This is a genomic window from Dyadobacter sp. CY326, assembly GCF_021390515.1.
Taxonomy (GTDB): Bacteria; Bacteroidota; Bacteroidia; order Cytophagales; family Spirosomataceae; genus Dyadobacter.
The window spans coordinates 42417-57321 of record NZ_JAJUXI010000007.1; the positions used below are offsets into that span (position 1 = coordinate 42417).

A 14905-nucleotide genomic window follows, 5' to 3' on the forward strand; every position below is an offset into this window, starting at 1 on the left:
CGGACTGAGATCATGAACAATTTTAAATATTACCATTACATTTTCATCTTCCTGCTGGTGCTATTTTCGCTGAACTATTTCTCAGCCAAAATCGCTAACTCGGGTGTGCTCAAAAATCTGAGCTATGCATTTGTGCTGGGAACGATCCTGATTTCCATTCCGCAGTTTTTCCGCAAAGCTGGTGGCTTTATTTTCCCTGTGCAGGTGCTTTGCTTTTCGGTCCTGTTCTCGATTTTGATGGCGTATATTTCATGGAATCAGGCATTTAGTTACAGCGTGAGCTCCATCCCCTATCTGATCTGGTTTTCGTTCTTTTATCTGTTGCACCAAAAGTATCCGATCGCCATGTTGGAGCGAGTCGTCATGGTTTTTGGTGTGGCTTACATTGTGCTTTATCTCTTTCAATTCCTGCATAGCGACACGGTTTATTTCGGTTTCAGAGAAGAATTCGTTGAAGACCGCGGCATTGTGCGCATCCTGTTTCCAGGCGCAGGCGCTTTCTTTCTCGCGTTCTTCATCGCATTGAATAAAAGCCTTGAAAAAAACGCCTACAAGTGGTTTTACATTGGATTTGTGCTGATGGGCGTGGGTGTCACATTGTTACAAGTTACCCGGCAGTCGATCGGCCTTTTAGCTGTGATCATCGTGTATCATTACGGCAGAAAAGCATCGCTTGCCATGAAGCTCGGAATGGTCGTGGTTTTTGTGGTTGGACTGATTTATTTGCAGGGTTCCGACATTTACAAAGGATTGGCTGAGACGCAGAAAGAGACTGTTTCGGAGGGAGACAAATACATTCGTGTGATTGCTGGTGATTATTTTATCAACGATTTTTCACCAAACTGGCTGTCCCGGATCTTCGGAAATGGCCTCCCGAACAACACGTCTTCCTATGGAGCATTTACGACTTACCTCGAAGATGTGTACGGATTTTACCTCTCGGATGTAGGCATCATTGGTGTGTATGTGATGTTTGGCATTTTCGCCGTGCTCGCCTATATCTCCATTTTCATCAAATCATTCAGGATGCGGGTGCCTGAAAACTATTATTATCTCAAATATTATACGCTGCTTCTGCTGGTAACGAGCCTCACGTCCGACGCCGTTTACTCGATCAATTTTATGATTACCAATGTATTTGTGCTCTACATATATCAATATCTGTATGAGAGCCAGCAATATTATATAGTTCAACAACAAGCTGTTGCTGAAAATGAAATCCTGCAACCTGCCTTGTCATGAAAGAGAAATTAGCAATCGTTATTCCGGCATATAAGGCCGAATTTCTTCGGGAAGCACTCGTGTCAATCGCTGCGCAGACTTGTCAGCAATTTCATCTCTATATCGGAGACGACAACAGCCCGCAGGATCTTTACAGCATTGTAAAGGAATTTGAAACGCGCATTCCGATGACTTACAGGAAGTTTGAAACCAATGCAGGCGGAAAGGACCTGGTGAGCCAATGGAAACGCTGCATTGATTTGACCCAGGACGAAAGCTGGATCTGGCTGTTTTCGGACGACGATGTGATGGGCGCGGACTGTGTTGAGCGATTTTTTGAAGGACTTGGCAAGCAGGAAAACGTCGATTTATTTCATTTCGACATCAGGATCATTAACCGATTCGGCCAGGTGATCCAGACTTGCAATCCTTTTCCTAAACAATTGGCTGTTAACGATTTCTTTTCCAAAAGAATCAATCGGGAAATCAACAGCACGGTCGTAGAATATATCTTTTCAAGAAAAATATATACGGAGACGGGTTTTATAAACTTTGATCTCGCCTGGTGTTCCGACGACGCAACCTGGATTGCATTCGGACGCAAAAACGGAATTGTCACGCTCCCGGAATCCACAGTTTATTTCAGAGACAGCGGCATCAACATTTCCTCCGATTTCAAAGACAAGGGAATCGTGCAGCGCAAGCTCAAATCCAATTTGGCTTACATGCAGTGGGTTACGCAATTTTTCAAAAGCAACGGCATCACCGAACCGACCTCGGAATTCACCAAACTCAGATGGATCTGCTCAACGCTGCTGCTATCAACTTCATTTTCAATTGCCGAAAAAACAGCATTGATCAAAAAAGTAGTGACTGAACTCGGCGCCACGAAATTGCTGGTTCCTGCAAAAATATACATGTATTATTTAGCCTTGAAGGCGCTTCCAAGATCTGCCAAAAACATCAAAATAACCCAATAACTGCCGAAAAGCACTGTAACAGTTAACTAATTATGAGCTTCAATATCAACATGCCCCTTCTCTCGATCATTGTTCCCGTCTACAACAAGCAGGCTTACATTGACTCATGCATCGAGTCGATTTTGAAACAGCGGTTCACCGATTTTGAGCTGATTTTGGTCAATGATGGATCGACCGACGAATGCGGCTCAATCTGCGACCGCATCGCGCGGCAGGACAACCGGGTTTTGGTTGTGCATCAAAACAATCAGGGTGTTTCCAGTGCCCGCAACACAGGATTGGGCATTGCCGTTGGCAAATACATTGGATTTGTGGACTGCGACGACACGCTTGAAGCTGACATGTACGAACTGCTGATCGACAATGCGATCAGACATACGGCTGACATTTCGATTTGCGGAACGCGCAAAATATTTCCACACAAAGTCGAAATGTTTTACGGAACAGGCAAAACCAAAATATATGACCGCGCTGGTGCCATAACAGCATTGCTTACCAAAGACTTTTCGCACAGTGCAAATGACCGGATTTTCACTGCTGAAATCGCCCGAAGCATTAAGTTCGAAGGCAGCATGTATGAGGACACGTTTTACAATTTCAAGGCTTTGAACCAAGCTAACAAGATCGTTTTCGATGATCAGGTGAAATACAATTACATCGTGAGAGAGAACTCGGTTAGCATGACCAAGTTCAGCACGAAATACATGGACACAGTGAGTTTCTCTAAACAAATGGTCCAAACCTGCGAGCAAAGTCTGCCGGAAATTCTGGATGAGGCAAAATATTTTGATCTGATCACCAACATTTCATTGATCAATTTAATTTTCATTTCAGGGCGTCAAAAATATCTTGCAGAATACAAACAGGCGAGTGAAAATCTGGTTGATTATTATCAATATATGTTCAAAAGAGCGATCAAATTGAAGCATCGTTACGCATTGAAACTTTTCAAAGCGAGCCCGGTTATGTATGAAGTTCTGATGAAAGCATATATCAACCTTGCTAATGCGGATGTTGCCAGAAAAGTGTAAGCAACATTGCTTGAAAGACGAGAAGCAGACAAATCCCTCCCTATTTTGAATTAATAACAGCAGCTAATTACAATGATTTCCAAGACCATATCCAGACAAATATTGACCGTAGGAGAAGGCTTTCAGCCACCACTTGGAGGAATATCCAGTGTGCTGTCAACCTATTCTAATCATTTTTCGGATTTCAAGTTTGTTGCGACATACAACCTGCAAATCAGCAAGATCAGCAATGTATTTTATTTCGCATTGAGTCTTATCAAACTGAGCGGCAAGTTGTTGACGGATTCAGAGATAAAAATTGTGCACATTCACGGTGCACATTACGGCAGCTTCTACCGGAAGTTTCTTGTTTTTTTGGTCGGGAAATTGTTTGGCAAAAAACTAATCTATCACAGCCACGGCTCTGACTTTCACATATTTTATAACAATGCAAACCCGTTGACCAGAAAGCTGATTCAAATATTTTTCAGAAATATCGATCTTGTAATATGCCTCTCAAAGCAGTGGAAAACATTCTTTGAAGCTAATTTCAAACTGAAAAACATCATAGTTCTCGAAAATATTATTGATCCAGCCGATTCGTCATTGCCAAAAGAAAGATCACAACACCTGCGACTATTATTCCTGGGATTCATCGGTGAGCGGAAAGGAATTTTCGATCTGCTGGAAGTCATTAAAAATAACAAAGAATACTTCAACGATAAGTTGGAACTAACCATTGGTGGAAACGGGGAAACCAAGAAATTGGAAGCATTCATAAAAGAGTATCAATTAGAAAACATTGTCAAGTTTAAAGGATGGATTTCGGGAGAAGATAAAAAAGCATTGCTGCAAAAAAGTGATGTGTACATTCTGCCATCTTACAATGAAGGTTTGCCAATTTCAATTTTGGAAGCAATGAGTCACAGCATGCCAATCATTTCCACATCTGTCGGCGGAATTAGTGAAATATTAACCAGTAATGTTAATGGTTTTTTGGTCAAGCCCGGTGATTCAGAAGCGATTTTGAGCAGCATTAAAGCTTTTATTAATAATCCAGATCTGATTGATGCAATGGGCAGAAAATCCCGACAAATGGTGACCCCATATTATTCAAATTCAGTTATTCCTAAGCTCGAATCCGTTTATAAGCAAATGTTGACGGTGTAAAAGGAAATCAAACGCCTTCTTACATCGCTTTTATAGATCTTATTTTTTAACCTCATTACTAAATCACAATCCTATGTGTGGAATTGCAGGAAGTGTAAATTGTAAATTGACAAATCAAAGCATTGATTTGATCAGCCATAGAGGCCCTGATTCGCAGGCCCTTATCGACATTGAAGTTGGTAACGATCGCATCTATTTCGGTCATACCAGACTTTCCATTCTTGACTTGTCAGAAGCAGGAAGTCAACCTATGTTTACCGATTGCGGCAACTATTGCATCACGTTCAATGGTGAAATATATAACCACAAACAATTAAGGCAACGCATATCAGATGTAAGCTTCAAAGGCCAGTCTGACACGGAAACAATTCTTTATTATTTGAGAGAATTCGGCATCGAAGGCGTAAAAGATTTCAATGGTATTTTCGCTTTCTCTTTTTTCGATCGCAGAAATGGAAAGATATATTTAGTGCGTGACTGGTTTGGAACAAAACCACTTTATTATTATTTGAATGGCAACAAATTGCTATTCAGTTCAGAAATAAAAGTGATCCTAAACAACCCGGAATACAAAAAGGAAATTGATGAAAATTCGTTAAATTCATTCCTTACCTTCCGCTACAATCCAGCACCGCAAACGCTATATAAAGGCATCAAAAAACTGGAAGCGGCATCGTATCTCGAATTCACGCTTGGAGGCAATGTAAAGCAAACGGATTACTGGCCGAAGGTTCAGAAAATCGACAACACCATGACCGAGCAGGATGCGCTCGTTGAATACAGAAGGCTTCTGGATCAGTCTGTTGAGCGTCAATTGCTAAGCGATGTGCCGGTTGGTTTGTTGTTAAGCGGCGGTCTGGATTCAGCTGTTCTGGGCAAGCTTATGTCAGAGAAATCTGCTTATCAAATCAAGACATTCACCGTTGGTTTTGAAGGCAAAGGAAATTACAATGAGCTTGACGATGCAAGAATCACGTCGCAGCTGATCAATTCGGAGCACCATGAAATTTACATGGAAAAAGACACTTATATGAATTACTTCTATAAGTCGTTTTACCACACCGAAGAGCCCATTGCAGAGCCGACGATTCCTGCACTATTTTACTTGTCAAATCTTGCTTCAAAGCACGTGAAAGTCGTTTTGAGCGGACAGGGAGCGGACGAGCCAATGGCTGGTTACAAGCGTTACAAGGGAGAAAAGTTTATTTCGGATTACCGTAAGCTGCTCTCCATGTTGCCATTATCGCTTGCGTCTACATTGTTTCCAAATAACAGCACGATTGACAGAGGCATTTATTCAGCCAAATTCAAAGAAGAACTGGACCGCTTTATTGCCATTTACACGCTGTTTACGCCTGATTTGAAAAGCAAGCTTTATCAAACAGGACTGCAAGATCAAATTGGTGTGGATCAAAAATTCCTGTTTAAAAAGGCTTTTGACCGCACGGACAAAGATGCTGATTCGTTGTCAAAACTGCTTTTCCTGGACACCAGAACCATGCTTCCGGATAATTTGCTGCTCTTCAATGACAAGCTGACCATGGCCAACTCCATAGAAAATCGCGTGCCTTATCTTGACATCGACCTTGTAAACTTCCTCGAAACTGTTCCTATTGGCTTGAAACTAAAAGGACAAACAGGGAAATACATTCATAAAAAAGCATCTGAGGAATGGTTGCCTAAGTCCATCATTCACAGGAAGAAACGTGGTTTTGAAACGCCTGTTGGTGACTGGTTTAAGACAGAGCTTTCGGATTCGTTGTTGTCGTTAGTGGATAGTTCTGACTCGCTGAGCCGCAAGTATTTCAACACGCCTTACATTAAGGATATGATTCACCAGCACAGGACAATGAAGAGGGATTACAAGAAGCAATTATTCATCCTGCTTTCCCTTGAACTGTGGCACTCATCGTTTTTCAAGAGTGATTTCAGCACGCAAAAGGCTGATTTACAGACAGCAATCGGTTGATATAATCTGGCGCCACCTCACAAGTGGCGCTCAATTAAAATGCCCCGGATCACAGCGTAAGTGCTTTATGATCCGGGGCATTTGTTATTTAGTATTGCTGACTAAATGCGGATTACAACTACAATCCCACATGGACGACTGAATTCATTCGCTTCATCACCAGCACATTAACAAAAAAAGAGCATAGTCTAAGCAGACTAGCCCTTCAAAATAACTGGTGCATAAAAGTTTTTTACCGGCCTGGATAAACGTCCTTGTAACTGGCCTTCGCATTGCCAACGGTCACTTCATCCGCAAAAACGACTCTGCTATTGACCATACCGTTGCCGCTTTTCTTCCAGTCCCATTTATTGATGCCGATTTTGAAGTAAGGGTAAGTCGCGTCGTTATATCGGTTGCCCTTCCCTATCCTACTGAAAACGAGCTTATTTTGATTCCAGACTTCCACAATGCCTGTGTTATCGAAAGCCCACTTGATGTGGAAAACCCAATCGAGCCAGCGATCCTTTTGCACGGGCCCAAGGTCTACGCGTGTAAAATTGTCATTGTATTGTTGGGTGACACGATTGCTGTCCGTCCTTACTTCCAGCACAAACCGGTCATTCATAACGCCCAAAAACAACGGAGCACTCCGCCATTTTTCGCCCTCCGAAAAGTCGGGCAGCTCCTGCCACTCCACAATGCTTTCTTCAAGTGAATCTCTGGTGAAAGCTGCCGGGAAATAAAGTGAAAAACCAAACCAGCCTTCTTTATTCTGGTTAGGTGCGCGGCCCAGCTGCGAACGAAATTCAAAGGCCGCATCTTGTCTGCGCAATTCAAAACGCACAGACTTTGCGCCCGTACGCTTTACAGAATCACTCGTTTGCGCAGACCAGGAATTAGCAAGGCTCGTTTCGTACCATTTAGCAATTTGATTATCAAAATTGTGGTGCGCAATGACGAAACTGTCTAGCGGATAAATGATGTCCGGATCCATTGCAACATCGCCCTGGCCGTCAATGTCAGTCATTTTACAACCGGCAGCAAATATTAAAAGGCCACAAATTAAAATCAAATTGCACTTACTCAAATCACGATTGGCTTTCATTACGTTTACTATGGTTATTAAAATAGAAGACGATAAAATGCTTCAAACACGAATTAAGTTTATCGAAATACAATGTGTTTAGTTTGCGGCTAAAATATATTGAAATTTAAATTGAAATGAAGTTCTGCAATGACCCAATTAATTCAGAGGATGCATATCTTCCTACGCTGTGCAATGTATTTAATTCCCCGCTCAGCATGCTTAATATTTTTTCTCTTAAAACTTCTCTGTCGTAAGCAACGTGCAAATAATTTAATCTTTCAAGTCTCCTCGCAGTTGCCAGCTGATGCTCATTTCTGTGTTCGCCTAAACTCGCAAGTTTTGGAAAAATAATGATTGGCTTATTGTATTCCAATGCAGAAATGATTGTTCCCATTCCTGCGTGACTAACAATTATTTTTGCAGACGAAAAATATTTGTCAAACTCGGTTGGCCCTATGAATTCAAAATGTTTCATATGCTTAACCTTGTAAGTGCTTTCAGAAATTTGCGCTACAAAAGGGATTTCTGGTAATTCCTGCGCCAAATCGTCCATTATTGAAATTAAACGATCAAATGGGCCTTGTGTTCCTACTGTGATAAATATCATGATAATACGCTTCCGCTAAATGTAATTTTTGAATTAGATAAATCCGGCCATTGCGTGTAGCTTCGGTCGGCAATGGAAGCGGCGATTTTGCCGCTCATTGACAAGTTCTCAACATTGGCAATGCTGTCAACCCAGACCGTTTTCGCACCAATTAGTTTGCCGGCAATAATGCCCATTAAACCAGGTGCAGCGCCGGTTGTGATAATAATATTAGGTCTTAGAACGAAGATCAATTTGAGAACGCATAAAAGCGAATAAACAAGCTTCAACTTATTCCATCTGCTTGCGTCCGGGATACTGTAAAACTTATATCCTTTTACAGTATCGGCAAAACTTTTTTTGGTAGACGCAAAAATCAATTCATGACCTTCAAATGCCGGCTTCAATCGTAATAACTGAACCCAATGACCGCCTGCGGAAGCGATAGCTAAAATTTTCATAAAATTAATTGTAATAATGATTGAGGTTAAACTGGATTCAGGATTGGATTTGATTAACCGAACGTTGACAATCCGGATAACTGGATTTATTAATAAGAAGGTTGCTGAAAACCATATTTTCTGTTTTCATACTGATAGAGGAAAGAGGTTGAATAAACGTTAAAGTGTCACATTTCAAAATGTCGTTCTTGAAATACGATACAATGTTAATTCATTAACGAAACACCCTGATAATTTTTGGGGTAATCCCGCCAATTATCAGGGTGTAACTTGCATCATTTGGGGGCAATGTTTTCGAGCTACAAGGTCAAATTTAGCATTCAAAAAGTATTTCTACGCTACACAAAACTACTAGTCTGTCGTCATATAAAAATAGTTTTTCAATTCTAATTTGAGCCTATTTTTTGCTTCCAATAGTGCAATATTTCAAAGGTTTTTAGATTCACTGTCGTGAAAATTTTAAGAAGCAATTATTTTGAAGAGGGTTTTCTTTCAGATTGATAAATTTCAAATGTATTTCTTAAAAAGATGTAGTACTATTTGTATAAGCACGTTTTCATCGCAAATAATTAACTGATTTTCAGTTTTTAGTAAATTGGATGACAAAACAATTTTGAATAAAAGTCAATTGATTAAAACGAACATTATTGATAACATAAGACCCCCGATAAGAATAGGATCACCCCAAACTTGTCAAACTTTGACCCAAAACCATCAGGTGTTTTTTTTTCGGCTTCTATCTTAGATGCGTCAAAATGCACCAGACAGTTTTTACCCCAACACACCGTTTAAAATTTCCGAATGAATAAAGTATTGTTTGACATTCCAGTATTGCTGATTGTACACAACCGGCCCGAAACAACATATCATGTATTTGAACAGATCAGAAATATAAAACCTGCTAAACTTTATATTTTTTCGGATGCGCCCAAAGAAGGCAAACTTGGTGACGCTGACCTCGTTGAAACATGCAGATGCCTAATGGCAGACGCCCAGATCAACTGGGAATGCATGGTTGAAAGATGGTATCCTACGGCTCACATGGGTTGGGCCATCGGTGTCTCTTCTGCGATCACCTGGGCTTTTGAGACCTGTGAAAAGCTTGTCATTTTACAGGATGATTTGCTCCCGCATCCGTCGTTTTTCACTTTTTGCAAGACAATGCTTGATAAATATGAGGCCGACGCCCATGTCATGCATGTTTCCGGGACTTGCTGGGAAGAATGCAGTGAAACCAACCAAGCCGATCATTCTTTCAGCCTGATCGGGCACGTCTGGGGCTGGGCAACGTGGAAACGCGCTTGGAGCAAATATGACTTTTGGATGGAACAGCTGCCCGAAATGAAAAACAAACAGACATTGAAAGGGCTGTTTGGCGACACGGACACCGTAAAATACTGGCACGATCGCTTTGACCAGGTTTATGAGCAGCTTACAAAACGGTCCTGGGATTACCAGTGGCAATACACTCTTTTTCAGCACAATGGGATTGCCGTCGTTCCCAATGTCAATTTAGTTAGCAACATCGGCTTTGAGCGGAGCAATTATGGAATCAAGCTGCCCGAACATTACATCAGCGAAACTGCTGCATGGCAGGCTGCTCCCAAAAACGTGCAAACGTCGATGGACAGCGCACCTGAGTTGCTTTACACCAAAAAGCGGGATCATTCAAAACCCGGCCTGCGCACCAGAATTGTGACCAGGTTCAGGCGTATGCTGCAAAGCGACTCCCGTTAATACAACTAATTCAAATTTAATACTCAATGAATTCTCTCGCATTACAAAACCCGTCGCATTAACAGTGCTAAACCCTCCATCAGATTAGAAGCTCAACAGTATGAAACACAGTTCTTTATTAAACCTCTCCAAGGTCTATCTTTGGGTGGACCTCTTGCTGCTCAATTTGTCCTTTGCTTTGGCTTACTGGTTTCTCGCCGGCGTTCCCAAGCTAAGCTCCGACCACCTGTATTTGAACCTGCTTCTAAGCAGTAACCTGCTCTGGATCATCTGCATTTACTTCATCGGGCCGTACAAATTCAACCAGCCGTCTTACAGCAGTTATCAACATTTTGCCAAACTATTCATTGCAATATGTGTGCATTTGCTGCTGATGCAGGCGCTCCTAAATGCAAGCAATGCATATGTTGGTTTCGACCAGAAGCTGATCTTTACATCGGCCGAAATATTCATCGGTCTGTGTCTGATTGCTCACCTGCTCATTGTGCTGACAACGCAAATCATTTTGCGGTCAGGCTATAACCTCAAACGATACGCAGTTGTCGGGAAGGGTGATTTGAGTGCTTCTGTAAGTCATTTTTATCAAAACCGCGCGAAGTCGGGCTATCATTTCTGCGGCATTTTTGAAATGACATCCGAAACGCCGCAGCTGGCGAATCTGGAAAATTTTATGGAAAGCGAGCGCCTCGATTACATTTATTGCTGCTTATCCGAAATGAACAGCGATCAGGTGGAAAGTGTGATCAGACTGGCTGAACGCAAGAAAACGCAGGTTAGATTAATCCCCGACTTTCATGGTTATGCTGCGAAAAAGATCAATTTCGAACCCAATGAGAGTTACCCCATTATCAGCGTGGATACGAAACCACTTTCGAGTCCAAGCGAGCAATTTGCCAAACGCGCTTTTGATTTGATCTTCTCGTCCATCATCATGATCCTGGGTTTTCCCGTCTTTCTTTTGATTATGCTTGCCGTAAAATTGTCCTCCAAAGGAACCGTGTTCTTTGTTCAGGAACGCACCGGCAGATGGGGCGAAACATTCAAAATTATCAAATTCCGCACCATGCGCATGGACGCGCACAAGTTTGGATTGAAACATTCCCAAGGCGCCAATGACCCACGCATGACGCCAATCGGCAACGTATTACGACGCAGCCGTCTGGACGAACTTCCCCAGTTTCTGAATGTCTTAAAAGGCGAAATGTCTGTGGTAGGCCCACGCCCGCTGCACAAATATGATGTCGAAATGCTGATGCAGGAAGCCAGTCACGATTTCCAAAAAGCATTGACCATCCGACCGGGCATTACGTCGATTGGCCAGATTAAGGTGGGTTATGCGACCAACTCGACTGAAAACCTGCACAGACTGAGATACGACATTCTTTATTTAAACACTTACAGTCTGACCACAGATCTATATTTGATCTGGCTCACGATCCAGGTTATCCTGCTTGGTAAAGGCAGATAGGTAACGGTTTACGGTTCCTCTGTATAAATTTTAAAAATCATCTTATAAGTCCCAATCAGTTTTCTGGTTGGGACTTTTTCATGGTGTGTTGATTATCAGCTAATTAAATATCATAGCCATTAGTTCGACATATTTATTCTACATTTTTATCGAATTATTATAGCATATACGTTTGAATGATCGAAACTATTTATATTATTGATGAAATTTTACTCATATCAACGGTATTTACCTTCTCAATAATTCTACAATATGATCCCTCAACACTGGTTGCATGTAAGAAGTCTATTATCAATTGTTTTGTTTTGCGGTTTGATGTTTGGCTGTAAAAATCTGGATGTGCTCGAAATAGCGGAGCAAGATTTAGCCGCCAGCCAAAACACAGCCTCCCCAGCTCGCAGCGCATTGGGCATAGGCGAAGACTCTTCTTTACTGGTCAGTTATCATTTTGATCAGGAAATTGGAAACTGGTACGAAAATTCAACGTGCTGCCCGTGGTCGATCACACTCAACAAATCAATAAAAAGAGCAGGAACAAGCTCGATGAAAGTTGAGTTGCAAAGACAGGACACGCCCAACGATCACCGTGCAGAGCTGGGCCAGGCTCCGAATATGAATAAGGAAGGCTGGTATGGATTCTCCGTTTACTTTCCTTCTTCGTTTGTAAAAGAATCCATTGAAGAAAGCATTGTGCAATGGAATTCACTGCCCGACCTGAAAGAAGGCGAATCATGGCGAAGCGCTCCGCTGTTCCTTGGCGTACTGAACGATCGATTCGTTTTGGAAATTCGCAGCGACGCCAAGCGGATCACCAACCACGACTTTTCCTTTACCAGACTGGATCTTGGCCCGGTTGACAAAGAAACGTGGCATGACTGGGTTTTTCACATTAAGTGGGCTTATGATAACACGGGAATTATTGAGGTTTGGAAAGATAAAAAGCAGGTGCTAAGCAGATTAAATCAGCCAAATTCCTATAATGATGCGATGTTCCCTTACTTCAAAATAGGAATTTACAAATGGGACTGGTCTACCAAATCCACCGAAGGAATCAACTCTCGGACCATGTATGTGGATGAAATCGCCATTGGCAACCAGAATGCAGATTTAAACAAAGTTTCACCGCTGCTTGCATCCGGCCCGCTGCCGGTGACCATCGCCTCGTTTGCCGTCGCTAAACAAGGAACTGCTGCAAAATTAAAATGGAGCACGAGCCAGGAAGTGAATGCGGACCGCTTTTACATTCAACGCAGCACGAATGCAAAAGACTGGAAAAGCATCGGGGAAAAATCCGCAACAGGCGCAAGCCAAAGCCTGACCAACTACGCATTCAGCGATGCGAAACCTGCCAAAGGAAACAGTTACTATCGCTTGAAAATGGTTGACAAAGATCAAACTTTCGCATATAGCAGCATTAAAAGCATTAAATTTTAAGTTCACACTTGCACACCTATGTAATGCTGCTGCGCGCGTCGGATTCATCATTTCCGATCGTATCTTTATCCTGCTTTAAAATGTTAATCCAGGAAAATGCAGCTGCTTAACCACAATCAACGCTTACCACTTTATCCCTTAGAACCCGACCCGGCGACTGGCAACAAATATTTCAGATTGTATCATTTGGAAGGGGCTTTGCCGCACCGGTCAGATCTGCTTGTGCCGCATCGAAAGGATCATTACTTGATCGCATTCATCAGAAAAGCAGGCAACCGGCAATGGATTGACATGGCTCCATTCACGCTGGAAGCCAACACGATTGCGTTTACAAGTCCCAACCAGATCATTGTAAAAGAGGAATCAAAATTGCTTTGGAGCACAGCCATTGCCTTCACGCCTGAATTTTTATCGTTTCAGGAAAATGCTTCGCTGCGAAATCTGCCTTTGATCGAAAATCCTTACAACGGCCATAAGCTGTATCTGAATGCGGATGACGTGACATTTGTGGAGGATATGCTTGCCAAGATCAATGCAGAATATCACAATCCCAGCCCCTGGCAGCAGCGAATGCTCGGTGCTTATCTTACTGTGTTGCTAACTTATTTGAGCCGCTTGTATACAGAGCAGTTTACTGAAATCCAGACTTCGCAGGATCAGCTTTTGGTAAAAAAATATCAGACCAAAATCAATGAATGCTTCCGCGAGCTGCGCGAGGTGAGCGATTATGCTTCCTTACTCAACATTTCTGCGGGGCATTTGAGCGATGTGGTCAAAATTCAAAGTGGCAAGCCAGCCATTAAGCACATTCACGACCGGATTGTTCTGGAATCGCGCCGCATGCTTTTCCACACCGAAGATTCCCTGAAAGAAATCGCCTACGACCTCGGTTTTTCGGATGCCTCTTATTTCAACCGCTTCTTTAAACGTGAAACCGGGATCACGCCAGCCGATTATCGCACCAGCATCCGCGAAATGTACCATTGATACAGCTCGATGTGTCACATCCGGGCGGCCTGCTGGCTATACATTTGTACTGTTATAAAAAACAATCGAAAAGATGAAAACAGTATTGATTACAGGAGCGAATAAAAGCATCGGCTTTGAAACAGCCAGACAATTATTACAGCAAGGATTTTACGTGTATTTGGGAAGCCGCAGCATTGAGAAAGGACAGCAGGCAGTTGACCAGTTACATGCGGAAGGACTGACCGAAGTGGAGGCCATCGCAATTGATGTGGACAACATTGAGTCCATCAAAGCCGCCCGCGAAGTGCTTGGTCAGAAAACAAAAGTGCTCGATGTGCTGATCAATAACGCAGGCATTAGCGGCACCATGCAGAACTCATTGGAAACCGATCCCCGCATCTTCAAGCAGGTTTTTGAAACCAATGTATTTGGAGTGATTGCGGTAACGCAGGCATTTATCGATTTGCTGAAAGAGGCGGAGCAGCCAAGGATTGTCAATGTCACTTCGGGCCTGGGTTCACTGGCGTTGCACACTGATCCATCCTGGATATATTTTAATGCAAAACCAGCTGCATATGTTGCTTCCAAAGCTGCGCTCAATGCATACACCATTGTGCTCGCCCACGATCTGCGCGACACAGCATTCAAGGTGAATGCAGTTGATCCGGGTTACACGGCCACCGATTTCAACCATCATTCCGGCCCCGGCACGGTGCCTGATGCAGCAGCAAGAGTTGTGAAAGCGGCTGTTTTGGAACATGATGGGCCAACCGGCCAGTTTTATAGCGATGACAATGCACCCGAAACAGGCATTAGTCCTTGGTAATGATT

The 14905-nt window shown here is 42.7% G+C and carries 13 protein-coding genes; 10 read left to right on the top strand and 3 right to left on the bottom strand.

Annotation, left to right across the window (positions count from 1 at the left end; translation table 11 throughout):
* The first annotated feature begins 12 nt into the window (after nt 1-12).
* The 5 genes from LZG73_RS14930 (at nt 13) to asnB (ending at nt 6350) form a co-directional block, all read left to right on the top strand.
* A complete protein-coding gene (locus LZG73_RS14930) occupies nt 13-1242 on the top strand; it encodes a hypothetical protein (RefSeq protein WP_233851160.1) in 1230 nt (409 codons plus the stop codon).
* Nucleotides 1239-2201, top strand: coding sequence for a glycosyltransferase (locus LZG73_RS14935; protein WP_233851162.1), 963 nt, complete (start codon nt 1239-1241; stop codon nt 2199-2201). The genes LZG73_RS14930 and LZG73_RS14935 overlap by 4 nt, the downstream gene beginning before the upstream one ends.
* A gap of 32 nt (nt 2202-2233) precedes the next feature.
* Nucleotides 2234-3232 carry a glycosyltransferase gene (locus LZG73_RS14940; protein ID WP_233851164.1) on the top strand — a complete coding sequence of 333 codons (999 nt, stop codon included), beginning with the start codon at nt 2234-2236 and terminating at the stop codon, nt 3230-3232.
* A gap of 72 nt (nt 3233-3304) precedes the next feature.
* Nucleotides 3305-4381, top strand: a complete 1077-nt coding sequence (locus tag LZG73_RS14945; protein ID WP_233851166.1) for a glycosyltransferase family 4 protein — start codon at nt 3305-3307, stop codon at nt 4379-4381.
* A gap of 73 nt (nt 4382-4454) precedes the next feature.
* Complete coding sequence (gene asnB, locus LZG73_RS14950) at nt 4455-6350, top strand: asparagine synthase (glutamine-hydrolyzing) (protein ID WP_233851175.1); 1896 nt, start codon at nt 4455-4457, stop codon at nt 6348-6350.
* A gap of 232 nt (nt 6351-6582) precedes the next feature.
* On the opposite strand, the gene LZG73_RS14955 is transcribed toward asnB, so the two are convergent.
* From LZG73_RS14955 to LZG73_RS14965, 3 genes are all read right to left on the bottom strand, one after another.
* Nucleotides 6583-7359 carry a polysaccharide lyase gene (locus LZG73_RS14955; protein ID WP_233851177.1) on the bottom strand — a complete coding sequence of 259 codons (777 nt, stop codon included), beginning with the start codon at nt 7357-7359 and terminating at the stop codon, nt 6583-6585.
* Nucleotides 7360-7543: 184 nt separating this feature from the next.
* A complete protein-coding gene (locus LZG73_RS14960) occupies nt 7544-8026 on the bottom strand; it encodes a glycosyltransferase (protein ID WP_233851179.1) in 483 nt (160 codons plus the stop codon).
* A complete protein-coding gene (locus LZG73_RS14965; protein ID WP_233851181.1) occupies nt 8023-8466 on the bottom strand; it encodes an oligosaccharide biosynthesis protein Alg14 in 444 nt (147 codons plus the stop codon). The genes LZG73_RS14960 and LZG73_RS14965 overlap by 4 nt, the downstream gene beginning before the upstream one ends.
* 801 nt (nt 8467-9267) lie before the next feature.
* On the opposite strand from LZG73_RS14965, the gene LZG73_RS14970 reads away from it, so the two are divergent.
* The 5 genes from LZG73_RS14970 (at nt 9268) to LZG73_RS14990 (ending at nt 14900) form a co-directional block, all read left to right on the top strand.
* Nucleotides 9268-10203 carry a hypothetical protein gene (locus tag LZG73_RS14970; protein ID WP_233851183.1) on the top strand — a complete coding sequence of 312 codons (936 nt, stop codon included), beginning with the start codon at nt 9268-9270 and terminating at the stop codon, nt 10201-10203.
* Between the two features lie 100 nt (nt 10204-10303).
* On the top strand, nt 10304-11671 hold the full coding sequence (locus LZG73_RS14975; protein ID WP_233851191.1) for an exopolysaccharide biosynthesis polyprenyl glycosylphosphotransferase: 1368 nt from the start codon (nt 10304-10306) through the stop codon (nt 11669-11671).
* Nucleotides 11672-11923: 252 nt separating this feature from the next.
* A complete protein-coding gene (locus LZG73_RS14980) occupies nt 11924-13105 on the top strand; it encodes a polysaccharide lyase (protein WP_233851193.1) in 1182 nt (393 codons plus the stop codon).
* Nucleotides 13106-13201: 96 nt separating this feature from the next.
* A complete protein-coding gene (locus LZG73_RS14985) occupies nt 13202-14092 on the top strand; it encodes an AraC family transcriptional regulator (protein WP_233851209.1) in 891 nt (296 codons plus the stop codon).
* A gap of 73 nt (nt 14093-14165) precedes the next feature.
* Nucleotides 14166-14900 carry an SDR family oxidoreductase gene (locus tag LZG73_RS14990; protein ID WP_233851211.1) on the top strand — a complete coding sequence of 245 codons (735 nt, stop codon included), beginning with the start codon at nt 14166-14168 and terminating at the stop codon, nt 14898-14900.
* Nucleotides 14901-14905 lie beyond the last annotated feature (5 nt).

Bases quoted from the DNA above. Each gene is read 5' to 3' on its own strand.
- LZG73_RS14930 (WP_233851160.1), top strand. From the start codon at position 13: ATGAACAATTTTAAATATTACCATTACATTTTCATCTTCCTGCTGGTG.
- LZG73_RS14935 (WP_233851162.1), top strand. From the start codon at position 1,239: ATGAAAGAGAAATTAGCAATCGTTATTCCGGCATATAAGGCCGAATTT.
- LZG73_RS14940 (WP_233851164.1), top strand. From the start codon at position 2,234: ATGAGCTTCAATATCAACATGCCCCTTCTCTCGATCATTGTTCCCGTC.
- LZG73_RS14945 (WP_233851166.1), top strand. From the start codon at position 3,305: ATGATTTCCAAGACCATATCCAGACAAATATTGACCGTAGGAGAAGGC.
- asnB (WP_233851175.1), top strand. From the start codon at position 4,455: ATGTGTGGAATTGCAGGAAGTGTAAATTGTAAATTGACAAATCAAAGC.
- LZG73_RS14955 (WP_233851177.1), bottom strand. From the start codon at position 7,359: ATGACTGACATTGACGGCCAGGGCGATGTTGCAATGGATCCGGACATC.
- LZG73_RS14960 (WP_233851179.1), bottom strand. From the start codon at position 8,026: ATGATATTTATCACAGTAGGAACACAAGGCCCATTTGATCGTTTAATT.
- LZG73_RS14965 (WP_233851181.1), bottom strand. From the start codon at position 8,466: ATGAAAATTTTAGCTATCGCTTCCGCAGGCGGTCATTGGGTTCAGTTA.
- LZG73_RS14970 (WP_233851183.1), top strand. From the start codon at position 9,268: ATGAATAAAGTATTGTTTGACATTCCAGTATTGCTGATTGTACACAAC.
- LZG73_RS14975 (WP_233851191.1), top strand. From the start codon at position 10,304: ATGAAACACAGTTCTTTATTAAACCTCTCCAAGGTCTATCTTTGGGTG.
- LZG73_RS14980 (WP_233851193.1), top strand. From the start codon at position 11,924: ATGATCCCTCAACACTGGTTGCATGTAAGAAGTCTATTATCAATTGTT.
- LZG73_RS14985 (WP_233851209.1), top strand. From the start codon at position 13,202: ATGCAGCTGCTTAACCACAATCAACGCTTACCACTTTATCCCTTAGAA.
- LZG73_RS14990 (WP_233851211.1), top strand. From the start codon at position 14,166: ATGAAAACAGTATTGATTACAGGAGCGAATAAAAGCATCGGCTTTGAA.